18 protein-coding genes are annotated in these 21,596 nt (G+C 60.6%); 13 read left to right on the top strand and 5 right to left on the bottom strand.

Annotation, left to right across the window (positions count from 1 at the left end; genetic code table 11):
• Positions 1–5 precede the first annotated feature (5 nt).
• The gene (xseA, locus tag IB212_RS16850; RefSeq protein ID WP_041908733.1) at positions 6–1,379 is read right to left on the bottom strand and encodes an exodeoxyribonuclease VII large subunit; all 1,374 of its coding nucleotides are present in this window, start codon (positions 1,377–1,379) and stop codon (positions 6–8) included.
• A gap of 158 nt (positions 1,380–1,537) precedes the next feature.
• On the opposite strand from xseA, the gene guaB reads away from it, so the two are divergent.
• Both guaB and guaA read left to right on the top strand, forming a co-directional pair.
• Positions 1,538–3,004 carry an IMP dehydrogenase gene (gene guaB, locus IB212_RS16845; RefSeq protein ID WP_014884799.1) on the top strand — a complete coding sequence of 489 codons (1,467 nt, stop codon included), beginning with the start codon at positions 1,538–1,540 and terminating at the stop codon, positions 3,002–3,004.
• A 69-nt stretch (positions 3,005–3,073) separates the two neighbouring features.
• Entirely contained in the window at positions 3,074–4,651 is a 1,578-nt protein-coding gene (guaA, locus tag IB212_RS16840; RefSeq protein WP_003860599.1) for a glutamine-hydrolyzing GMP synthase, read from the top strand.
• 56 nt (positions 4,652–4,707) lie between these two features.
• Here the strand turns inward: guaA and IB212_RS16835 are convergent, their stop codons facing one another.
• The gene (locus tag IB212_RS16835) at positions 4,708–5,538 is read right to left on the bottom strand and encodes a MurR/RpiR family transcriptional regulator (protein ID WP_008502123.1); all 831 of its coding nucleotides are present in this window, start codon (positions 5,536–5,538) and stop codon (positions 4,708–4,710) included.
• A 292-nt stretch (positions 5,539–5,830) separates the two neighbouring features.
• Here IB212_RS16835 and IB212_RS16830 point away from each other — a divergent pair, with 292 nt between their 5' ends.
• From IB212_RS16830 to iolB, 10 genes are all read left to right on the top strand, one after another.
• Entirely contained in the window at positions 5,831–7,336 is a 1,506-nt protein-coding gene (locus tag IB212_RS16830) for a CoA-acylating methylmalonate-semialdehyde dehydrogenase (RefSeq protein ID WP_041908736.1), read from the top strand.
• A gap of 11 nt (positions 7,337–7,347) precedes the next feature.
• Entirely contained in the window at positions 7,348–9,273 is a 1,926-nt protein-coding gene (gene iolD, locus IB212_RS16825) for a 3D-(3,5/4)-trihydroxycyclohexane-1,2-dione acylhydrolase (decyclizing) (RefSeq protein ID WP_041908738.1), read from the top strand.
• A gap of 280 nt (positions 9,274–9,553) precedes the next feature.
• A complete protein-coding gene (iolG, locus tag IB212_RS16820) occupies positions 9,554–10,540 on the top strand; it encodes an inositol 2-dehydrogenase (protein ID WP_041908740.1) in 987 nt (328 codons plus the stop codon).
• Between the two features lie 31 nt (positions 10,541–10,571).
• Positions 10,572–11,501, top strand: coding sequence for a sugar ABC transporter substrate-binding protein (locus IB212_RS16815; protein ID WP_041908742.1), 930 nt, complete (start codon positions 10,572–10,574; stop codon positions 11,499–11,501).
• Positions 11,502–11,549: 48 nt separating this feature from the next.
• A complete protein-coding gene (locus IB212_RS16810; RefSeq protein ID WP_028014046.1) occupies positions 11,550–13,097 on the top strand; it encodes a sugar ABC transporter ATP-binding protein in 1,548 nt (515 codons plus the stop codon).
• Between the two features lie 11 nt (positions 13,098–13,108).
• On the top strand, positions 13,109–14,137 hold the full coding sequence (locus tag IB212_RS16805; RefSeq protein WP_028014045.1) for an ABC transporter permease: 1,029 nt from the start codon (positions 13,109–13,111) through the stop codon (positions 14,135–14,137).
• 8 nt (positions 14,138–14,145) lie between these two features.
• A complete protein-coding gene (locus IB212_RS16800; RefSeq protein WP_041908745.1) occupies positions 14,146–15,279 on the top strand; it encodes a Gfo/Idh/MocA family protein in 1,134 nt (377 codons plus the stop codon).
• 12 nt (positions 15,280–15,291) lie between these two features.
• Complete coding sequence (gene iolC, locus IB212_RS16795; protein WP_041908747.1) at positions 15,292–17,196, top strand: bifunctional 5-dehydro-2-deoxygluconokinase/5-dehydro-2-deoxyphosphogluconate aldolase; 1,905 nt, start codon at positions 15,292–15,294, stop codon at positions 17,194–17,196.
• Positions 17,197–17,207: 11 nt separating this feature from the next.
• The gene (iolE, locus tag IB212_RS16790) at positions 17,208–18,098 is read left to right on the top strand and encodes a myo-inosose-2 dehydratase (RefSeq protein WP_028014042.1); all 891 of its coding nucleotides are present in this window, start codon (positions 17,208–17,210) and stop codon (positions 18,096–18,098) included.
• Positions 18,099–18,107: 9 nt separating this feature from the next.
• Positions 18,108–18,932, top strand: a complete 825-nt coding sequence (iolB, locus tag IB212_RS16785; protein ID WP_041908750.1) for a 5-deoxy-glucuronate isomerase — start codon at positions 18,108–18,110, stop codon at positions 18,930–18,932.
• A gap of 49 nt (positions 18,933–18,981) precedes the next feature.
• Here iolB and IB212_RS16780 read toward each other — a convergent pair whose 3' ends face one another.
• Both IB212_RS16780 and IB212_RS16775 read right to left on the bottom strand, forming a co-directional pair.
• Positions 18,982–19,725 carry an alpha/beta fold hydrolase gene (locus IB212_RS16780; protein ID WP_188246009.1) on the bottom strand — a complete coding sequence of 248 codons (744 nt, stop codon included), beginning with the start codon at positions 19,723–19,725 and terminating at the stop codon, positions 18,982–18,984.
• A gap of 11 nt (positions 19,726–19,736) precedes the next feature.
• Positions 19,737–20,198, bottom strand: coding sequence for a DUF6130 family protein (locus IB212_RS16775; protein ID WP_041908752.1), 462 nt, complete (start codon positions 20,196–20,198; stop codon positions 19,737–19,739).
• Between the two features lie 212 nt (positions 20,199–20,410).
• Here IB212_RS16775 and IB212_RS16770 point away from each other — a divergent pair, with 212 nt between their 5' ends.
• Entirely contained in the window at positions 20,411–21,136 is a 726-nt protein-coding gene (locus tag IB212_RS16770; RefSeq protein WP_075206238.1) for a 3-oxoacyl-ACP reductase family protein, read from the top strand.
• Positions 21,137–21,167: 31 nt separating this feature from the next.
• Here the strand turns inward: IB212_RS16770 and IB212_RS16765 are convergent, their stop codons facing one another.
• Positions 21,168–21,338, bottom strand: coding sequence for a YfgG family protein (locus tag IB212_RS16765; RefSeq protein WP_041911983.1), 171 nt, complete (start codon positions 21,336–21,338; stop codon positions 21,168–21,170).
• Between the last annotated feature and the right edge of the window lie 258 nt (positions 21,339–21,596).

Here is a 21,596-nt window from a genome sequence, read left to right as displayed (position 1 = left end):
AAGAATTATCCGGTTTTGCGCTGACGCGTCTTTTTCACCGGTTTAATTGATTTCACTTCGCTTTCCACCCAGCCGTCAGACAGGCGGGTGGTAAGAACGTCACCGGTGTTCACCTGTTTGGTTTGCTTCAGCACTTTGCCGTCCGCTGCCGTCGTTACGCTATAGCCGCGCGCCAGCGTGGAGAGGGGGCTGACGGCTTCCAGATGGGTCACCGCGTTGCCAAAACGCTCACGTGTGGTGCTCAGGCGCGCCCGGAGAATCTCCGCCAGACGATATTCCAGCTGCTGAATGCGCGTTTGCGCACGATAGATTTTCGGCTGCGGATTCTGCTGGTTCAGGCGCTGGGTCACACGCTGCTGGCGCGTCACCGCGCGCTTAAGCTGATTATCAAGCGCAAAGTTCATGCGCTGACGCAGGCGTTCCAGCACGGTCTGCTGACGCGCCAGACGAAGCTGCGGGTGCTGCTGCTGAAGACGGTGATGAAGCTGGGTAAAGCTGCGGGTACGGTTGGCAAGGAAGTAGTCCATCGCCATCTCAAGACGCTGCTGGCCGTTCTGAAGCTGACGCAGCAGCTCCAGCTGATTACGGCTCACCACTTCCGCCGCCGCGGACGGGGTAGGCGCACGCAGATCCGCAACAAAATCCGCGATTGTCACGTCCGTTTCATGCCCGACGGCGCTCACCACGGGGATATCGCTTGCAAAGATTGCCCGCGCCACGCGCTCGTCGTTAAAGCTCCACAGGTCTTCCAGCGAGCCGCCGCCGCGCCCGACGATCAACACGTCACACTCCTTACGCGCATTTGCCAGTTCAATGGCGCGTACAATCTGGCCTGGCGCATCGTCACCCTGAACGGCGGTCGGGTAGATGATGACGGGCAGGGAAGGGTCGCGACGCTTAAGCACGTGCAAAATATCGTGCAGCGCTGCACCGGTTTTCGAGGTGATGACCCCAACGCAGTGGGCGGGTGAGGGCAGCGGTTTTTTGAACTGCTGGTCGAACAAACCTTCCTCAGAGAGTTTGGCTTTAAGCTGTTCGTACTTCTGCTGCAGCAGACCTTCGCCCGCAGGCTGCATGCTCTCGACGATAATCTGATAATCACCGCGCGGTTCATACAGGGTTATATTGGCGCGAACCAGAACCTGCTGGCCGTGCTGCGGACGGAACGTCACGCGACGGTTGCTGTTGCGGAACATCGCGCAGCGCACCTGGGCGGTATCGTCTTTTAAGGTAAAATACCAGTGTCCGGAAGACGGTTGCGTGAAGTTTGAGATTTCACCGCTGATCCAGACCTGCCCCATTTCCTGCTCAAGCAGCAAACGCACCGTCTGATTAAGGCGGCTGACAGTATAAATTGAGGGGGATTGAGAGGATAACATGTGAGCGGGATCAAATTCTAAATCAGCAAGTTATTCAGTCGATAGTAACCTGCTGAGAGGCATTCGCAAGCATTTTTTCAAAAAAGTGTAGATGCAATCGGTTACGCTCTGTATAATGCCACGGCAATATTTAACCACCCAGGTCAGAGATATTGCCCATGCTACGTATCGCTAAAGAAGCACTGACGTTTGACGACGTCCTCCTCGTTCCCGCTCATTCCACCGTTCTGCCGAATACTGCCGACCTCAGCACGCAGTTGACGAAAACCATTCGTCTGAACATTCCTATGCTCTCCGCGGCAATGGACACCGTGACTGAAGCGCGCCTGGCTATCGCCCTGGCACAGGAAGGCGGCATTGGCTTTATCCACAAAAACATGTCTATCGAACGTCAGGCAGAAGAAGTTCGCCGCGTGAAGAAGCATGAGTCCGGCATCGTGTCCGATCCTCAGACTGTTCTGCCAACCACTACCCTGCACGAAGTGAAAGCCCTGACCGAACGTAACGGCTTTGCCGGCTACCCGGTAGTGACCGAAGACAATGAACTGGTGGGCATCATCACCGGTCGTGACGTGCGCTTCGTGACTGACCTGAACCAGCCTGTCAGCGTCTACATGACGCCAAAAGAGCGTCTGGTGACCGTCCGCGAAGGCGAAACTCGCGACGTGGTGCTGGCAAAAATGCACGAAAAACGCGTTGAGAAAGCGCTGGTTGTGGATGCGAACTTCCACCTGCGCGGCATGATCACCGTTAAAGATTTCCAGAAAGCAGAACGTAAACCGAACGCCTGTAAAGACGAGCATGGCCGTCTGCGCGTCGGCGCTGCCGTAGGCGCGGGTGCAGGTAACGAAGAGCGCGTTGACGCGCTGGTGGCGGCGGGCGTTGACGTCCTGCTGATTGACTCCTCTCACGGCCACTCCGAAGGCGTGCTGCAGCGTATTCGTGACACCCGTGCAAAATACCCTGACCTGCAGATCATCGGCGGCAACGTGGCGACGGGCGCAGGCGCTCGCGCGCTGGCTGACGCCGGCTGCAGCGCGGTGAAAGTGGGTATCGGCCCTGGCTCTATCTGTACCACCCGTATCGTGACCGGCGTGGGCGTTCCGCAGATCACCGCGGTTTCTGACGCGGTTGAAGCGCTGGAAGGCACCGGTATTCCGGTTATCGCTGACGGCGGTATCCGCTTCTCTGGCGACATCGCTAAAGCCATCGCCGCGGGCGCTGCTGCCGTAATGGTAGGCTCCATGCTCGCTGGTACCGAAGAATCCCCGGGCGAAATCGAACTCTACCAGGGCCGTTCTTACAAATCTTACCGTGGAATGGGCTCCCTGGGCGCGATGTCCAAAGGTTCCTCTGACCGTTACTTCCAGACCGATAACGCTGCTGACAAATTGGTACCGGAAGGTATCGAAGGCCGCGTGGCCTATAAAGGCCGTCTGAAAGAGATCATTCACCAGCAGATGGGCGGCCTGCGTTCCTGTATGGGTCTGACCGGCTGTGGTACCATTGACCTGCTGCGTACTAAAGCGGAATTCGTACGCATCAGCGGCGCGGGTATCCAGGAGAGCCACGTTCACGACGTGACGATCACCAAAGAGTCCCCGAACTATCGTCTGGGCTCCTGATTTTTCTTCGCCCGACCTCGTGTCGGGCGATTTATTTAATCTGTTTCACTTGCCTCGGAATTAGCGTCAATGACGGAAAACATTCATAAACATCGCATTCTCATCCTGGACTTCGGCTCTCAGTACACTCAGCTAGTGGCGCGTCGCGTACGTGAACTGGGCGTTTACTGTGAGCTCTGGGCGTGGGATGTCACGGAAGCACAGATTCGCGAATTCAATCCAAGCGGCATCATCCTGTCCGGCGGCCCGGAAAGCACCACCGAAGAGAACAGCCCGCGCGCGCCGCAGTACGTGTTCGAAGCGGGCGTGCCGGTATTCGGCGTCTGCTACGGCATGCAGACCATGGCGATGCAGCTGGGCGGCCACGTAGAAGGCTCTAACGAACGTGAGTTCGGCTACGCGCAGGTTGAAGTTGTCACCGACAGCGCGCTGGTGCGCGGTATCGAAGACTCCCTGACCGCAGACGGCAAGCCGCTGCTGGACGTGTGGATGAGCCACGGCGACAAGGTTACCGCCATCCCGTCCGACTTCGTGACCGTTGCCAGTACCGAAAGCTGCCCGTTCGCCATCATGGCGAACGAAGAAAAACGCTTCTACGGCGTGCAGTTCCACCCGGAAGTGACCCACACCCGTCAGGGTATGCGCATGCTGGAGCGCTTCGTGCGTGACATCTGCCAGTGTGAAGCCCTTTGGACCCCGGCAAAAATCATCGACGACGCCGTTGAGCGTATCCGCCAGCAGGTTGGCGATGACAAAGTGATCCTCGGCCTCTCCGGCGGCGTGGACTCCTCCGTCACCGCGATGCTGCTGCACCGTGCCATCGGCAAAAACCTGACCTGCGTCTTCGTGGACAACGGTCTGCTGCGTCTGAACGAAGCGAAGCAGGTCATGGACATGTTCGGCGACCACTTCGGTCTGAACATCGTTCACGTGGAAGGCGAGCAGCGCTTCCTGGACGCGCTGAAAGGCGAGAACGATCCGGAAGCGAAACGTAAGATCATCGGTCGCGTCTTCGTCGAAGTGTTCGACGAAGAAGCGCTGAAGCTGGAAGACGTGAAGTGGCTGGCGCAGGGTACCATCTACCCGGACGTGATCGAGTCTGCGGCCTCCGCAACCGGTAAAGCGCACGTCATCAAATCTCACCACAACGTGGGCGGCCTGCCGAAAGAGATGAAGATGGGTCTGGTTGAACCGCTGCGCGAGCTGTTCAAAGACGAAGTGCGTAAAATAGGTCTGGAACTGGGTCTGCCGTACGACATGCTCTACCGTCACCCGTTCCCGGGTCCGGGTCTGGGCGTGCGCGTGCTGGGCGAAGTGAAGAAAGAGTACTGCGACCTGCTGCGTCGCGCGGACGCGATCTTCATCGAAGAGCTGCACAAAGCTGACCTGTACAACAAAGTAAGCCAGGCGTTCACCGTGTTCCTGCCGGTTCGCTCTGTAGGCGTCATGGGCGATGGCCGTAAGTACGACTGGGTTGTCTCCCTGCGTGCGGTGGAAACCATCGACTTCATGACCGCGCACTGGGCGCATCTGCCGTATGACTTCTTAGGCCGCGTGTCTAACAGAATAATCAACGAAGTCAATGGGATATCGCGAGTCGTATATGACATCAGCGGTAAGCCACCGGCTACGATTGAGTGGGAATGATTTCCCTCTGAATTAACACCCAAACCCTCTGCCTGCGCAGGGGGTTTTTTATTGCCTTATTTCCCTTCACCCAACCGATACGCCAGCGCCACCACCAGCGACTGCACCAGGCACAGCGTCGCCGACTGAGACCGGAACGCGTCCACCTGCGCCTCTTTCACCACAAAGCAGAGATCGCTGAACGTTGCCAGCGGGCTTATCTGGCTGTCCGTAATCACGATCTGCCGCGCGCCGACGCTGGCGGCGGTTTCGCTGACCATCACCGTCTCTTCCGCGTATGGCGAGAAGCTGATCGACACCACGATGTCGCGCGCCTTAATGCGGCTGATTTGCTCGCGCAGCATCCCGCCCATGCCGTCGAGCAGGATAGGGCGGCACTCCAGGTGGCTCAGGGCGTAGGTGAGGTAGGCCGCGACGCTAAACGAGCGGCGCAGTCCGGCGATGTAGATAGTGTCGGCGTCGGCCAGCAGCTGTACCGCGCGCTCCAGCATTTCCGGCTCGGCGCGGGCGGCCAGCTGCTGCAGCGCCTGCGCGTTCGAGCGGGCGAACTCCTGCAGAATATCGAGCGGCGTTTCCGGCACGGCCTCGCTCTCCATTTCGCGGAACAGCCGCGCGCGGTCGCTGTAGCTGGCAGTCTCCTCCACCAGGTTCATGCGAAACAGCTGTTTCATTTCGTTGAAGCCGGTGAAGTCAAAGGCGTTGGCAAAGCGGATCAGCGTCGAAGGCGGCACGTCGGCGCGCTCGGCAATGACGGCAACCGTATCAAAGGCCACGCTGTTGGTGTTATCCAGCACGTAGCGGGAGACCTGCTGCAGCCTCTTGCTCAGGCTATCGTAGCGATCGCGGATTTGCTGCTGCAGTTCGTTCAGGCTGGTTGCTGTCGTCATGTTATCCCCCAAATACAGTCTGATGATTCTAAACGCAAAACTGCGTCTTTTAAATGTCGGCCATCCATCTGGCAGCAAAAATGAAACAGAAGCTTCAGTCATTTCCTCGCCCGAAATCCCTTAATAGCGCACGCAGCTTCAGTGTTGCTGGCTGTTAACATAAAAATCCATCCTTGATCACAATAATCATTATTTATTTTATTTCAACTTAAAATGGAATATTTGTTTCATATATAGTGTCCTGTACACAGCGTTCAGGTAACAGTCACGTATCAACAGCGAGAGGTTAAGGATGGAGACGGTAGCGAATTTTATTCACGGCGAATGTGTCACTGGTTCAGGCCAGCGCGTTCAGGCGATCTTCAACCCGGCCACCGGCGAGCAGATCCGCCAGGTGGTGATGAGTACGGCGCAGGAAACGGAGCAGGCGATTGCCGCCGCGCAGCAGGCGTTTCCCGCGTGGGCGCGCCAGGCTCCGCTTAAGCGCGCGCGCGTGATGTTCCGCTTCAAGGCGCTGCTGGAAGAGAACATGACGCGCCTGGCCCGCATCATCAGCGAAGAGCACGGCAAGGTTTTCTCCGACGCGGTGGGCGAACTGACCCGCGGCCTGGAAGTGGTGGAATTTGCCTGCGGTATCCCGCATCTGCAAAAGGGTGAACACTCTGCGAACGTCGGTACCGGCGTCGACAGCCACTCGCTGATGCAGCCGCTCGGCGTCTGCGCCGGGATCACGCCGTTTAACTTCCCGGCGATGGTGCCGATGTGGATGTTCCCAATTGCGCTGGCGACCGGGAATACCTTCGTGCTGAAGCCATCGGAAAAAGACCCTTCTCTCGCGCTCGCGCTGGCACAGCTGCTAAAAGAGGCAGGCCTGCCGGACGGCGTCTTCAACGTGGTGCAGGGGGATAAAGAGTCCGTTGACGTGCTCCTGACCGACCCGCGCGTGCAGGCGGTGAGCTTTGTCGGCTCCACGCCGATTGCCGAATACATTTACCAGACCGCCTCCGCCCACGGTAAGCGCTGTCAGGCGCTGGGCGGCGCGAAAAACCACTGCATTTTAATGCCGGATGCTGACATGGAGATGGCGACCAACGCCATCATGGGTGCGGCCTACGGCGCGGCGGGGGAACGCTGCATGGCGCTCTCGGTGGTGCTGGCGGTGGGGGATAAAACCGCCGATGACCTCTGCACCAGGCTGGAAAAACAGATTGAAGCGCTGCGCGTCGGGCCGGGGCTGGACCAAACACCGGAAAACGAAATGGGGCCGCTTATCTCCTCCGCGCACCGCAGCAAGGTGCTGGGCTATATCGACAGCGGGGAAGCGCAGGGGGCGAAACTGCGCGTGGACGGGCGCGGCTTCAGCGTGAAGGGCCACGAGCAGGGCTACTTCGTCGGGCCGACGCTGTTCGATAACGTCACACCGGAGATGACCATCTATAAAGAAGAGATTTTTGGCCCGGTGCTTTCTGTGGTGCGCGTAGCAGATTACGCCAGCGCGGTGGACCTCATTAACTGCCATGAATATGGTAATGGCTCGGCGATCTTCACCCGTGACGGCGGCTGCGCGCGCCGCTTCTGCGAAGAGGTGCAGGCGGGTATGGTGGGGGTCAACGTGCCGATCCCGGTACCGATGGCATTCCACAGTTTCGGTGGCTGGAAGCGTTCCATCTTCGGCGCGCTCAACGTGCACGGCAACGACGGCGTGCGTTTCTACACCCGAATGAAAACTATCACCGCGCGCTGGCCGGAAATGCAGCAGGAGACAGGCGCTGCGTTCTCCATGCCGACGCTGGGCTGACAGGAGGCATTATGCAAACCGAACGTATGACCATGGCCCAGGCGCTGGTCCGGTTCCTGAATCAACAGTACGTCAGCGTTGACGGCAACGAAACGCCCTTCGTGGAGGGCGTGGCGACGATCTTTGGGCACGGCAACGTGCTGGGTATTGGCCAGGCGCTGGAGCAGGATCCCGGTCATCTGAAAATCATGCAGGGGTGCAACGAGCAGGGCATCGCCCACATGGCGACGGGATTCGCCAAACAGCACCGCCGCCAGCGCATTTTTGCCGTCACCTCCTCAGTCGGGCCGGGCGCCGCCAATATGGTCACGGCAGCGGCCACCGCCACGGCGAACCGCATCCCGCTTTTACTGCTGCCGGGCGATATCTACGCCAGCCGCCAGCCGGACCCGGTGCTGCAGCAGATCGAGCAGTATCACGATCTCAGCATCAGCACCAACGACTGCTTCCGTCCGGTTTCCCGCTACTGGGACCGCATCAACCGCCCCGAGCAGCTCATGAGCGCCATGCTAAGCGCGATGCGAACGCTTACTGACCCCGCAGATACCGGAGCGGTGACCCTCTGTCTGCCGCAGGACGTGCAGGGGGAAGCGTGGGATTACCCGCTGAGCTTCTTCGCGCGTCGCGTGCACCACATCGAGCGTCGTCCGCCCGATCCGCAGCGTCTGGCGCAGGCGCGGGCGCTGATTGCCCGCAAACGCCGTCCGCTGGTGGTGTGCGGCGGTGGCGTACGCTACTCCGGCGCGCATGAGGCGTTTCGCGAATTTGTCGAGACGCTGCAGCTACCGTTTGCCGAAACGCAGGCCGGGAAGGGGGCGCTGGTAAGTGACCACCCACTTAACCTCGGCGGCGTAGGAGTGACGGGCGGAATGGCCGCCAACCAGCTCGCGCCACAGGCTGACTTAGTGATTGGCGTCGGCACGCGCCTGACCGACTTTACCACCGGCTCCAAGGCGCTCTTTTCCCACCCGGACGTCGAATTCCTGCTGCTGAACGTGGCCGAGTTTGACGCCCTGAAGCTGGACGCCACCGCGCTGATTGCCGATGCCCAAACCGGGCTCCAGGCCTTAACCCACGCGCTCGGCGATTACCGCAGCGGCTGGGGAGAGGCGATCGCCCAGGCGAAATCCGCGTGGCGCGATGAGTGCCGCCGCCTGTGGGATCGCCAGTGGCATCCGGACGACGCGCCCGAAGTGGCGGGGCATCTGGACGCGCAGCTGGCGGAATACGGCGAGACGCTCAACACCCGCCTGACCCAGACGCGGGTGCTGGGGCTGATCAATCAGCATGTGGAAGATAACGCCATCGTGGTGGGCGCGGCCGGTTCGCTGCCGGGAGATTTACAGCGCCTCTGGCAGGTCAAAACGCCGGACAGCTATCACCTGGAGTATGGCTATTCCTGCATGGGCTATGAGATTGCGGCAGCCATCGGCGCGAAGCTCGCCCGCCCCGAGCAGCCGGTTTACGCCATGGTGGGGGATGGCTCCTACATGATGCTGCACTCCGAGCTGCAAACCGCCGTGCAGGAGGGCATTAATGTCACCGTTCTGCTGTTTGATAACGCCAGCTTCGGCTGCATCAACAACCTGCAAATGGGGCACGGAATGGGCAGCTTTGGCACGGAAAACCGTCATCGCAACCCGGAAACCGGGCGGCTTGACGGGCCGCTGGTGAAAGTCGACTTCGCGCAAAACGCGGAAAGCTACGGCTGTCGCGCGTGGCGGGTGAACGACGAGCAGAGCCTGCGGGCGGCGCTTGAGGCGTCACGCGCGCATCCTGGCCCCACGCTGCTGGACATCAAGGTGCTGCCGAAGACTATGACCCACGACTACGCCTCCTGGTGGCGAACCGGTGATGCGCAGGTGGCGGAATCGTCTGCCGTGCGTGAGGCCGCTGAGCAAACCCAGGCGCAGGTGAAAAAAGCCCGTCAGTATTAAGATTTACCGCCATAACGAAATTTTCATTTCATTTCCCCTCACCCTAACCCTCTCCCCAAAGGGGAGAGGGGATGATTCGGTGCGGCCTTTTCTCCCTCGCCCCTTTGGGGTGAGTCGCACGTCCTCCCGTGTTGTGAGATTGATAACAAAATTTATCTCATTCATCTCAAAAGTGTTAACCCGCACTCAAAAACATAATTTTCACTATTTATAAAAATGAAATAAATGTTTTATTTATAGGGTCGTTAGTTCACAGCATTCACCAACACCGGGAGCCGTTATGTTTAACATTGCTTTACTGGGCGCTGGCCGAATTGGCCAGGTACATGCAGCTAACATCGCCAGCCACGGCGCGACTACGCTCTGGTCCGTGGTTGACCCGAATCAGGAATTTGCCACCCGTCTCGCCGCACAGTATCAGGCCCGCCAGCAGAGCGTGGATGAGGCGATGACCGACCCTAACGTTCACGCCGTGCTGATCGCCTCCGCCACCGACACCCACGCGGATCTGATTGAAATGGCCGCCCGCCACGGCAAGGCTATCTTCTGCGAAAAGCCGGTACACCTCGACCTCGCCCGCGTGCGCGACTGCCTGAAAGTGGTTAAAGAGTACGACGTGCCGCTGTTCATCGGCTTTAACCGCCGCTTTGACCCGCAGTTCCGCCGCGTGAAAACCGATGCCCAGGCCGGACGCATCGGCAAGCCGGAATCGTTGCTGATCATCTCCCGCGACCCGTCTCCGCCGCCCGCGGAGTACGTGCGCGTCTCCGGCGGCATGTTCCGCGATATGACCATTCACGACTTCGACATGGCCCGTTTCATCATGGGCGAAGAGCCGGTGTCGGTGTATGCCCAGGGCAGTAACCTGGTGGATCCGGCGATTGGCGAGGCGGGGGATATCGATACCGCGTTTATCGTTCTGAAATATGCCTCCGGCGCGATGGCGACCATCGTCAACAGCCGCCGCTCCTCTTACGGTTACGACCAGCGCCTGGAGCTGCACGGCTCCGAAGGGCTGCTGTGCGCCGGCAATATTCTGGAAAACCAGGTGCAGCACTACGGCAAAGAGGGCTGCACCAGCGCGCTGCCGGAACACTTCTTCCTGCAGCGCTACAAATCCGCTTACGCCGCGGAATGGGAACACTTTGTTGCGGTTCTGCGCGGCGAAGCGGTGCCTGACTGCAGCGGCGATGATGGTGAACGTGCGCTGTACCTCGCGGATAAAGCGCTGGAGTCGCTGCGTAGCCAGCGCGAGATCGTCCTCTAAACACAACAACCCTACACAGAGAGACATAATAATGAAAAAACTGATCTTAGCCGCCCTCATCGCCATGACGTCCGGGGCCGCCCTCGCCGAAAACGAGCAAATTGTGTTCAGTACGCCAAACCTGGCCATGCCGTTTGAGGTTCACATGCAGCGCACGGCGGTGAAAGCCGCGAAAGAGATGGGCGTGAAGCTTCAGGTACTGGACGGGCAGGGCAGCTCACCGAAGCAGGTGGCTGACCTGGAAAACGCCATCACCCGCGGGGCGCAGGGCTTTATCGTCTCCCCGAACGACGTGAACGCGGTCTCCAGCGCGGTGGATGAAATTCAGGATGCGAAGCTGCCGGTGGTCACCCTGGACCGCTCCGTCGACAGCCAGAAGAAAGTGCCCCACTTTGGCGCCAACAACTACAAAGGCGGCCAGGCGATTGGCGACTTCGTCAAAACCAAATTCCCCGACGGGGCAGAGATCATCCTGCTCACCGGCCAGCCGGGTTCCTCTTCCAATATTGAACGCACCAAAGGGATCCGCGACAGCCTGAAGGCGGGCGGGGATAAGTACAAGATCGTCGCCGATCAGACTGGCAACTGGATGCGTTCTGAAGGGATGCGCATCGTCGAAAGCGTCCTGCCTTCGCTACCGAAACGCCCGCAGGTGATCCTCTCCGCCAACGACGATATGGCGCTAGGCGCGATTGAAGCCCTGCAGAGCCAGGGCGTGAAGCCGGGTGAAATCCTCGTGACCGGCTTTGATGCGGTACCGGAAGCGCTGGCCCGCGTGCGCGACGGCTGGCTGGCGGTAACGGCGGATCAGCGTCCGGGCTTTGCGGTGCAGACGGCGATGAGCCAGCTGGTGGCCAACGTGCGCGAGAAGAAAGCCATCACCGGGGCCGACTACCCGCCAACGCTGATCACCAAAGAGAACCTGCAGCAGGCTGAGCGTATCGGTGAGGCCGGTAACTGATATGTCCCGAGCCGCCTCTGGCGGCTCAACATGAGGAGGAGCAGACCGATGTCGCAACCCTTACTGAAAGTGACCGACCTGGCAAAAAGCTTTTCCGGCGTCTGGGCGCTAAGCAGCGCCCAGCTGACCGTCGGCGCGGGCGAGATCCACGCCCTGCTGGGGGAAAACGGAGCGGGAAAATCCACGCTGCTGAAGGCGCTTGCGGGCGCGCAGCCGCAAACCCGCGGGGATATCTGGTTCAACGGCGAAATGCTGCCGGTGGACGACTCCCCGGTGGAACGGCAGAACAAGGGCATTATCACCATCTATCAGGAATTCAACCTGCTGCCCAACATGACCGTCGCGGAAAACATGTTTCTCGGGCGCGAGCCGCGTAAACGGAACCTGATCGTCGACGAAAGGGCGGTAAACCAGGAGGCGCAGGTCATTCTCGATTACCTGCAGCTAAACGTTGCGCCGACCACGCCTGTCGCCCGTCTGAGCGTCGCCCAGCAGCAGATGGTGGAGATCGCCAGGGCGCTGACCCTCAACGCCCGCCTGATCATTATGGACGAACCTTCCGCCGCGCTGAGCGACAGCGAGGTGGAAAGCCTGCACCGCGTGGTGCGGGAGCTTAAAAACCGCGGCGTGAGCATTATTTACGTTACCCACCGCCTGCACGAAGTTTTCCAGCTCTGCGATCGCTTCACCGTATTCCAGGACGGCCGCTTCACCGGCACCGGCGCGGTGGCGGAGACCAACGTCGAACAGCTGATCCGCCTGATGGTCGGGCGCGACGTGGCCTTTAACCGTCGCCCCGCCAGCGAAACCCATCATCAAGACAAACCTGTCCGCCTGGCGGTGAAGGGGCTAAGCCGCGAAAAGCCGCCGCTGGATCCGCATGGCATCGCGCTGCACGACATCAGCTTCCACGTCCATGCCGGGGAAGTTCTGGGCATTGCCGGGCTGGTTGGCGCGGGACGCACCGAGGTGGCACGCTGCCTGTTTGGCGCAGACGCCTTTACCTCCGGGAGCTTTGAGCTGGACGGCGTGCCTTACCAGCCGCGCGACCCGCTGTATGCCCTCGACCAGGGCGTGGCGCTGGTGCCGGAAGACCGCAAAAAAGAGGGGGCGGTGCTAGGACTGTCGATTCGCGACAACCTGTCGCTCTCGTGCCTATCCTCACTGCTGCAGTGGCGCTGGTTTGTGAACACCCGCAAAGAGGACGATCTGATTGAATCCTATCGCCAGGCCCTGCAGATCAAAATGGTCAACAGCGCGCAGGAGGTGCGCAAGCTCTCCGGCGGTAACCAGCAGAAGGTGATCCTCGCGCGCTGCATGGCGCTCAACCCGCGGGTGCTGATCGTCGATGAGCCGACGCGCGGCATTGACGTGGGGACCAAATCGGAAGTGCACCAGGTGCTGTTTGACATGGCGAAAAAGGGCGTGGCGGTGATCGTGATCTCCTCCGATCTGCCTGAAGTGATGGCGGTGTCTGACCGGATCATCACCCTCAGCGAAGGCCGGGTGACCGGCGAGATCCACGGTGACGACGCTAACGAAGAACGGCTGATGACAATGATGGCCATCAACCACAACGCCCTGAACGCGGCATAACGGAGTTTCTCATGACGCAGATGATTTCTAAAACGCAGGCCCCGGTCAAACGCGCCGGACGCATCGATCCCATCGCCTTCTTCGAGCGCTTCGGGGTGTTGATTTTCATGATCCTGCTGCTGATCTTCTTCCAGTCGCAGAACAGTAACTTTTTCTCTGAACGCAACATTTTCAACATCCTGACCGAGGTGTCCATTTACGGGATCATGGCCGTGGGGATGACCTTCGTCATTCTGACCGCCGGGATCGACCTCTCCGTGGGCTCCATTCTGGCGGTGTGCGCCATGACCGCGGCGTACGTCATTAAGGGCGATAACTTCACCACCGTCGACCCGAACGCCTGGGGCGGCATGAGCTGGCTGATCGGGCTGGGGATTTGTCTGGCGATGGGCACGGCGATTGGCTTCCTGCACGGCCTGGGTGTCACCCGCCTGCGCCTGCCGCCGTTTATCGTCACCCTCGGCGGGATGACCATCTGGCGCGGCCTGACCCTGGTGATCAACGACGGCGCGCCGATCGCTGGTTTCGACCCTGGCTACCGCTGGTGGGGACGCGGCGAGCTGCTCGGCATCTCCATTCCGATCTGGATCTTCGCCATCGTCGCCGTCGGCGGCTATCTGGCGCTGCATAAAACCCGCTGGGGCCGCTTCGTCTACGCCATCGGCGGCAACCCGGAGGCGGCGCGCCTGGCGGGGGTTAACGTCAAGCGCGTGCTCGTCAGCGTCTACGTGCTGATTGGCTGTCTGGCCGGGCTGGCGGGCTTCATCCTGAGCGCGCGTCTGGGGAGCGCCGAGGCGGTGGCCGGGATCTCCTTTGAGCTGCGCGTCATCGCCTCGGTGGTGATTGGCGGCACCTCGCTGATGGGCGGCTACGGGCGCATCGGCGGCACCATTATCGGCTCCATCATCATGGGTATTCTGATTAACGGTCTGGTGTTGATGAACGTCTCCGCCTACTACCAGCAGATTATCACCGGGTTAATTATCGTTCTGGCGGTGGCGTTTGATACCTACGCCAAGAGCCGTCGCGGCGCACTGTGAGGATCGTGATGAAAGAGGTTCGTATTGGATTGATTGGCACCGGGTATATCGGCAAGGCGCACGCTATCGCCTATGCCCAGGCCCCGACGGTGTTCAACCTTCGCGGCAGGCTGGTGCGCGAGATGGTGGCGGAAGTCACGCCGGAGCTGGCGGCAGAGCGCGCCCGGGCGTTTGGCTTTAACCGTTCAACGGGAGACTGGCGGGCGCTGGTGGCCGACCCGGCCATTGACGTGGTGGATATTTGCTCACCCAACCACCTGCATAAAGAGATGGCGCTGGAGGCGATCCGCCACGGCAAGCACGTCTACTCGGAGAAGCCTCTGGCGCTCAACGCCCACGATGCGCGCGAGATGGTCGACGCCGCGAAGCGGGCCGGGGTGAAAACGCTGGTGGGGTTCAACTACATGAAGAACCCGACGGCGCAGCTGGCGAAGGAGATTATCGGCCGCGGCGAGATTGGCGATGTGATCCACTTCTACGGCACCCACAACGAAGACTACATGGCCGACCCGCTGTCGCCCATCCACTGGCACTGCTTTAAAGAGACCGCCGGGCTGGGCGCGCTGGGCGACCTCGCGGCGCATATCGTCAATATGGCTCAGTACCTGGTGGGCGATATCGAGCAGGTTTGCGGCGATCTGAAGATCGTGGTCCCGGCGCGCCCGGCGAAGGCCGGATCGTCAGAGATGATTGCGGTGGAAAACGAGGATCAGGCCCACGCGATGGTGCGCTTCGCGGGCGGGGCGCAGGGTGTCATTGAAACCTCCCGCGTCGCCTGCGGCCGCAAGATGGGGCTCTCGTACGTGATCACCGGGACGAAGGGCGCCATCAGCTTCACCCAGGAGCGCATGGCGGAGCTAAAGCTCTATCTGCATGACGATCCGGTGAACCGTCAGGGGTTCCGCACGCTGCTCGTCGGCCCGGCGCACCCGGACTACGCCGCGTTCTGCATGGGCGCAGGCCACGGAATTGGCTTTAACGATCAAAAAACGGTGGAGGTGCGCGACCTGGTGGACGGGATTGCCGCCGACGCGCCGATGTGGCCGGACTTCGAAGAGGGCTGGAAGGTGTCGCGCGTGCTGGACGCGATTGCGCTCTCGCACCGGGAAGGCCGCTGGCTGAACGTGAACGACATTGTCTGATGAGGTATCAACGTGGAAAAGCAGTTTGATGTGATATGCATGGGCCGCGTGGCGGTAGACCTCTATAGTCAGCAGATTGGTGCCCGCCTGGAGGACGTGTCGAGCTTCGCCAAATACCTTGGCGGATCCTCCGGCAACGTGGCGTACGGCACCGCGCGCCAGGGCCTGCGCTCGTCGATGCTGGCGCGCGTCGGCGATGAACATATGGGCCGCTTCCTGCGCGAAGAGCTCAACCAGGTAGGCTGCGATACCAGCCATCTGATTACCGATAAAGAGCGCCTCACGGCGCTGGTGCTACTCGGCATTAAAGACCGGGACACCTTTCCTCTGATTTTTTATCGCGATAACTGCGCGGATATGGCGATTACCGCCAGCGATGTGGACGAAAGCTACATTGCCTCCGCACGTTGTCTTGCCATCACCGGGACCCATCTTTCTCATCCGCAGACCCGTGAGGCGGTGCTGACGGCGCTGGGCTATGCCCGCCGTCACGGCGTGCGCACGGTGCTGGACATTGATTACCGCCCGGTGCTGTGGGGGCTCACCTCCTTAGGCGACGGCGAAACGCGCTTTATCGCCGCCGACCAGGTCACCCGCGAGCTGCAGGAGGTACTGCACCTCTTCGACGTCATTGTCGGCACCGAAGAGGAGTTCCACATTGCGGGCGGCAGCACGGATACCCTGCAGGCGCTGGGGCGGGTGCGCGACGTGTGTCACGCAACGCTGGTCTGCAAGCGCGGCGCGCTGGGCTGCTCGGTCTATACCGACGCCATTCCGTCCCGGCTGGACGACGGCCTGACGGTGACCGGCGTGCGCGTGGAGGTGCTGAACGTTCTCGGGGCGGGGGACGCGTTTATGTCCGGCCTGCTGCGCGGCTACCTGAACGACGAGGGCTGGGAGCAGGCGTGCCGCTACGCCAATGCCTGCGGCGCGCTGGTGGTCTCGCGCCACGGCTGCGCCCCGGCGATGCCTAGCAAAATCGAGCTGGATGACTATCTCTCCCGCGCTGCGGATGTGCCGCGCCCGGATCTTGACCCGCGTCTTAACCATCTCCACCGGGTGACCACCCGCCGCCGCGAATGGCCGGAGCTGTGCGTGATGGCTTTCGACCACCGCAGCCAGCTTGAGGATATGGCGATGCAGTGCGGTGCGTCGCTTAAGCGCATTCCGGCGCTGAAGCAGCTGATCCTGCAGGCCAGCCGCGAGGCGGCGAGCCGCGCCGGGCTGGAGGGCAAAGCCGGCCTGCTGTGTGACGGCACCTTTGGTCAGGACGCGCTGAACGCGATCACCGGGGAAGGGTGGTGGATTGGTCGCCCCATTGAGCTGCCGGGCTCCCGGCCGCTGGAGATGGAGCACGGCAATATCGGCACCCAGCTTATCAGCTGGCCGCAGGAGCACGTGGTGAAGTGCCTGGTCTTTTTCCACCCGGAAGACGCCCACGGCCTGCGCCTGGAGCAGGAGCAGAAAATCGCTGAGGTGTACCACGCCTGCTGCCGGTCCGGGCACGAGCTGCTGCTGGAGGTGATCCTGCCCGCCAGCATGCCGCGCAGCGACGAGCTCTACCTGCGCGCCATCTCCCGCTTCTACAACCTGGGCATTTACCCGGACTGGTGGAAGCTGCCGCCGCTTTCCGCCGACGGCTGGACGGCGCTCGGCGAGATTATCGAACGCCGGGACCCGCACTGCCGCGGGGTGGTGATCCTCGGTCTGGACGCTCCGGCGGAACAGCTGCGCGCGGGCTTCAAGGCCGCAGCGGGGCAGCCGCTGGTTAAAGGCTTCGCCGTGGGGCGCACGCTGTTTGGCGACGCCTCCCGCGCGTGGCTGAAGCACGATATTGACGATGCGCAGCTGGTGGCGCGCATCCGGGACAACTACCTGCAGCTTATCGCCTGGTGGCGCGAGCGCGGACACGCATAATGGAGATAACAATGAGTGTGCAATTAGGCATTAACCCGCTGACGTGGACGAACGACGATCTGCCTTCCCTCGGCGCGGAAACCTCGCTGGAGACCTGCCTGAGCGAAGGGAAAGAGGCCGGTTTTGCCGGCTTCGAGCTGGGCAACAAATTTCCGCGCGAAGCGCGCCTGCTTGGCCCGATTTTGCAGCGCCACGACCTGCAGCTGGTCTCTGGCTGGTACTCCGGCCGCCTGCTGGAGCGCAGCGTGGAGGCGGAGATCGCCGCCGTTCAGCCGCACCTGACGCTGCTGCGCGAGCTGGGGGCGAAGGTGCTGGTCTTTGCGGAAGTGAGCGGCTGCATTCACGGCGAGCAGCAGACCCCGGTGCATCTGCGTCCGCGCTTCCCTCAGGCGCGCTGGAAGGAGTACGGCGAGAAGCTCACCGAATTTGCCCGCTACACGCAGCAGCAGGGAGTCCAGATTGCTTACCATCATCACATGGGTACGGTGATTGAGTCCGCCGACGATGTGGACAACCTGATGACCCACACCGGAGAGGCGGTGGGACTGCTGCTGGACACCGGTCACCTGACCTTTGCCGGGGCCGATCCGCTGGCGGTGGCGCAGCGCTGGGCGTCGCGCATCAACCACGTTCACTGCAAAGACGTGCGCGCCGACGTGCTGGCGGACGTGAAAAACCGCAAAACCAGCTTCCTCGATGCGGTGCTGAGCGGCGTGTTTACCGTGCCGGGCGACGGCTGCGTCGATTACCCGCCGATCATGAGTCTGCTGAAGGCGCAGGACTATCGCGGCTGGCTGGTGGTGGAGGCCGAGCAGGATCCGGCGATTGCCCATCCGCTGACCTACGCTCGTCTGGGGTATAACAACCTGAGCCGCCTGGCGCGCGACGCCGGGCTTATTTGAGGAGGTGACATGTCACGTCTGTTATCACGCTGGCAGCAGCCGAACGCGGAGGGGCGCACCCAGTCCGTCACGCCGGAACGCGCAGGGTGGGGATACGTCGGCTTTGAGGCGTATGAGCTACATGAGGGGCAGCAGCTGACGCTGCCCGCCGTCAGCGAAGAGCGCTGCCTGGTGCTGGTCGCCGGACGCGCCTCCATCAGCACGCCTTCCGCGCAGTTTAACGACATCGGCGAGCGGATGAGCCCGTTCGAGCGCATCAAGCCGTGGGCGGTGTACGTTACCCCGCAGGAGACGGTGCAGGTGAAGGCGCTGACGAGGCTCGAGCTGGCGGTCTGCGCCGCCCCCGGCAAGGGCACGTATCCGACGCGGCTGATTGCGCCGCAGGATATCGACGCTGAAGCGCGCGGCAAGGGCCATAACCAGCGCTACGTGCACAACATTCTGCCGGAAGACAAGCCCGCCGACAGCCTGCTGGTGGTGGAAGTCTGGACTAACGAGGGCTGCACCAGCTCGTACCCGAGCCACAAGCACGACACGGATAACCCGCCCCGGGAGACTTACCTGGAGGAGACCTACTACCATCGCCTCAACCCGGAGCAGGGGTTCTGCATGCAGCGGGTTTACACCGACGACAGAGCGCTGGATGAGTGTATGGCGGTCTATAACCGTGACGTGGTCATGGTGCCGAAGGGATACCACCCGGTGGCGACGATGGCCGGGTATGACAGCTACTACCTCAACGTGATGGCCGGTCCGGTGCGCAAATGGATGTTCACCTGGGAAGAGGACCATGCGTGGATTAATCAGGATTATCCCGCCACAGGCAGCCGCTGAAGCGGCTTTTTTGCCGGGTGGCGCTGCGCTTACCCGGCCTGTGAAACGCTTACCTTGCTTCTAACGCCTGCTCAATCGTTCGGGCGATGGCCTCTGGCTGGCTCACCATCGACACGTGACTCGCCGCGACCCGCGTGGTTTTCGCGTGGATCGTTTTCGCCATTGCGCGCTCAAGCGCGGGGTTAATCATCCTGTCATTCTCACTCACCACATACCAGCTCGGCTTATTGTGCCACGCGGCGTGAATGACCTTTTCGCCAAATGCATCGGCTTTAATTGGCCCCTGCGTGGCGGCGATGGTCAGTTGTTCAGCCGGTTTGACATCCGGTGCGAAATCCTTCCTGACGGCTTCGGTCGGCAGGTATAAGTAACCTTCAGCCGTTTTAGCGATGCCTGCACTTCCGGGCGGGGCCGGGAAGGTATTCGCCAGCTCTGCCGTCGACTGGCCGGAATCCGGCGCGAACGCCGCCACGTAAACCAGCGATTTGACCCGTGCATCGTTGCCCGCTTCGCTAATCACGGTGCCACCCCAGGAGTGACCGACCAGCACGACGTCCCCCTTAGCACGGGCGATGGCGCGTTGGGTGGCCGCTACGTCATCTTTTAGCGACGTAAGCGGGAGCTGAACGGCGATGACCTCGGTATGGTGTTTTTGCAGCCGGGTAATCACCTTATTCCAGCTGCTGCCGTCGGCAAACGCGCCGTGCACCAGCACGACGCTGGTTTTATTCTCCGCAAAAGCGCTAGCCGAAAGCGCCAGCAGGCCTGCTGTCAGTACAGACAGTGCTTTCATCTTCAGACTCCTTAAAAATGGCGGATCGCCGCGTGTGGCGGCACGGTGAATTCGAGGGTTTTGTGATCGAGGGGCTTATGCGTCGGATCGGCCAGAATAATCGTCACCTTGTGCTTACCGGCGGGCAGACCCACCAGAATCACCGGCTCTCCGCTGGCGTCAGCCCAGTGCCACGGCGCGTCATCAACCACGACGTGGATGTGGCCGATGCGTGGAGTGACTTTCAGCGCGTCGGGCCCGAATACAGGTTCAATGCGAAGGTTTTCGGCCCGGTACTGAATAAACACCGCGCCTTTGCTTAGCGGCCCGGCAAGCGGTGGATCGACTATCAGCTTTGCGGGCGGCTGCGGCTGTGCCAACGGCGCAACGGCGGCTGGGCCATTAACATCGGCGGCGCTGAGGCCGCTCAGGGGCGCGGCGCAGACGGAAGTCGTCAGAGCGAGTAAAGGAAGTAACAGATGCTGGCGAATCATTTCGGTATCTCCTCGTGGGTTTATGTCACGAGAGACAGCAGACCATTTTTATGTATCGCGTCTGTTTGCTTAAGCGGGATTTTTGTATCGATGCGTAAGCCAGGTGGGGGAGATACAGTGCGATACATTTCGTCTGAGCATGACGAGACGTTTGCTGGCATGGTGCCTTCAGGCACATCCATCCGATGCGGATACTTCCCGGAGAAAACATCATGAAGAGTGAAAAAGTTGCATTGATTTTCGGCGGCGCACGCGGAATTGGCGCGGCTATAGCGACGCGGCTGGCGAAGGAAGGCTATCGCGTTGCCGTGACATGGGTATCACGCCCGGACCGGGTTAATGCTCTCGTCTCATCAATTACTGATGCGGGCGGGGTGGCGCTGGCGATTAACGCTGATAGCGCTGACGCAACGGCGATTCAGGCCGCGGTCGATGCCACGATTAACCACTACGGCAGGCTGGATGTTGCCGTAGTGAACGCAGGCGTACTGCGGCTGGGCATGCTTGAGGATTATCAGCTGGACGATCTGGACGCCACCCTGTCGGTGAACGTGCGCGGCGTTTTCCTCTCTGTCCAGGCGGCAGCTAAGCGAATGAGGGAAGGGGGGAGGATAATCACCATTGGCAGCAATACCGCTGTGCGAACCGGGCATGCAGGAAGTAGCGTTTATGCGATGAGTAAAGCTGCGGTGGCAGCCATGGTGCAAAACCTGGCGCTGGATCTGGCTCCGAAACGGATCACAATCAACAATATCCAGCCCGGCCCCGTTGCCACGGATATGACGGCCGGAATGGAAGAGCAGATCACTGCACATATCCCTTTGAAACGCATTGGGCAGCCAGAGGAGATCGCATCGCTTGCCGCATGGCTTTCGGGAGAAGAGTCTGGATATATGACAGGAGCGAGCCTGACGATTGACGGTGGATTCGTGCTTTAACAGCTAAGGGCAGGGAAGCCCGATGTTGTGGCTAGCGCACGGGGGCGTCGACCACCAGACCCGTTTGCTGCGACTGGATTTTGTCCTGATGGTGATACCAGGCGCCGATGGAAGAGTAAACGAAGCGGCCAAAGAAAAACAGAAAGCTGATGAGCAGTATAATGCGGGTCATCCGGGTGTTAAAACGGTGTCGTTTGCGCATACGCGTGGCCTGACTCACTCTTCTTTTTCCTGGGCATGCCCTTCTGGGCGACGGGGATATTAAGGCACAGCGGAAAGAGAGGGTCAATTCCGTCATGTGTAAATAACCGTCAACGTTTACATTAATTATTGTTATTGAAATTAATATTTGCATTTACCATATTGATAATATGAAGAAAATTATTTCAAAAAAACGCTGCGCAAAGCTTATTTGCGTAAAATAGTTTGATTTATGTCAACGGATTCCCGGCCCTGATAT

The sequence above is a fragment of the Enterobacter sp. E12 genome (genome assembly GCF_014596715.2).
GTDB lineage: Bacteria > Pseudomonadota > Gammaproteobacteria > Enterobacterales > Enterobacteriaceae > Enterobacter > Enterobacter bugandensis.
This window is presented reverse-complemented; position numbering and strand designations above follow the sequence as displayed.

What these genes read in the sequence shown, in the direction of transcription:
- IB212_RS16810 (WP_028014046.1), top strand. Translation starts at nt 11,550, where the DNA reads ATGTCGCAACCCTTACTGAAAGTGACCGACCTGGCAAAAAGCTTTTCC.
- IB212_RS16800 (WP_041908745.1), top strand. Translation starts at nt 14,146, where the DNA reads ATGAAAGAGGTTCGTATTGGATTGATTGGCACCGGGTATATCGGCAAG.
- guaA (WP_003860599.1), top strand. Translation starts at nt 3,074, where the DNA reads ATGACGGAAAACATTCATAAACATCGCATTCTCATCCTGGACTTCGGC.
- IB212_RS16830 (WP_041908736.1), top strand. Translation starts at nt 5,831, where the DNA reads ATGGAGACGGTAGCGAATTTTATTCACGGCGAATGTGTCACTGGTTCA.
- IB212_RS16770 (WP_075206238.1), top strand. Translation starts at nt 20,411, where the DNA reads ATGAAGAGTGAAAAAGTTGCATTGATTTTCGGCGGCGCACGCGGAATT.
- guaB (WP_014884799.1), top strand. Translation starts at nt 1,538, where the DNA reads ATGCTACGTATCGCTAAAGAAGCACTGACGTTTGACGACGTCCTCCTC.
- IB212_RS16805 (WP_028014045.1), top strand. Translation starts at nt 13,109, where the DNA reads ATGACGCAGATGATTTCTAAAACGCAGGCCCCGGTCAAACGCGCCGGA.
- xseA (WP_041908733.1), bottom strand. Translation starts at nt 1,379, where the DNA reads ATGTTATCCTCTCAATCCCCCTCAATTTATACTGTCAGCCGCCTTAAT.
- IB212_RS16765 (WP_041911983.1), bottom strand. Translation starts at nt 21,338, where the DNA reads ATGCGCAAACGACACCGTTTTAACACCCGGATGACCCGCATTATACTG.
- IB212_RS16780 (WP_188246009.1), bottom strand. Translation starts at nt 19,725, where the DNA reads ATGAAAGCACTGTCTGTACTGACAGCAGGCCTGCTGGCGCTTTCGGCT.
- IB212_RS16775 (WP_041908752.1), bottom strand. Translation starts at nt 20,198, where the DNA reads ATGATTCGCCAGCATCTGTTACTTCCTTTACTCGCTCTGACGACTTCC.
- iolB (WP_041908750.1), top strand. Translation starts at nt 18,108, where the DNA reads ATGTCACGTCTGTTATCACGCTGGCAGCAGCCGAACGCGGAGGGGCGC.
- IB212_RS16815 (WP_041908742.1), top strand. Translation starts at nt 10,572, where the DNA reads ATGAAAAAACTGATCTTAGCCGCCCTCATCGCCATGACGTCCGGGGCC.
- iolD (WP_041908738.1), top strand. Translation starts at nt 7,348, where the DNA reads ATGCAAACCGAACGTATGACCATGGCCCAGGCGCTGGTCCGGTTCCTG.
- iolE (WP_028014042.1), top strand. Translation starts at nt 17,208, where the DNA reads ATGAGTGTGCAATTAGGCATTAACCCGCTGACGTGGACGAACGACGAT.
- IB212_RS16835 (WP_008502123.1), bottom strand. Translation starts at nt 5,538, where the DNA reads ATGACGACAGCAACCAGCCTGAACGAACTGCAGCAGCAAATCCGCGAT.
- iolG (WP_041908740.1), top strand. Translation starts at nt 9,554, where the DNA reads ATGTTTAACATTGCTTTACTGGGCGCTGGCCGAATTGGCCAGGTACAT.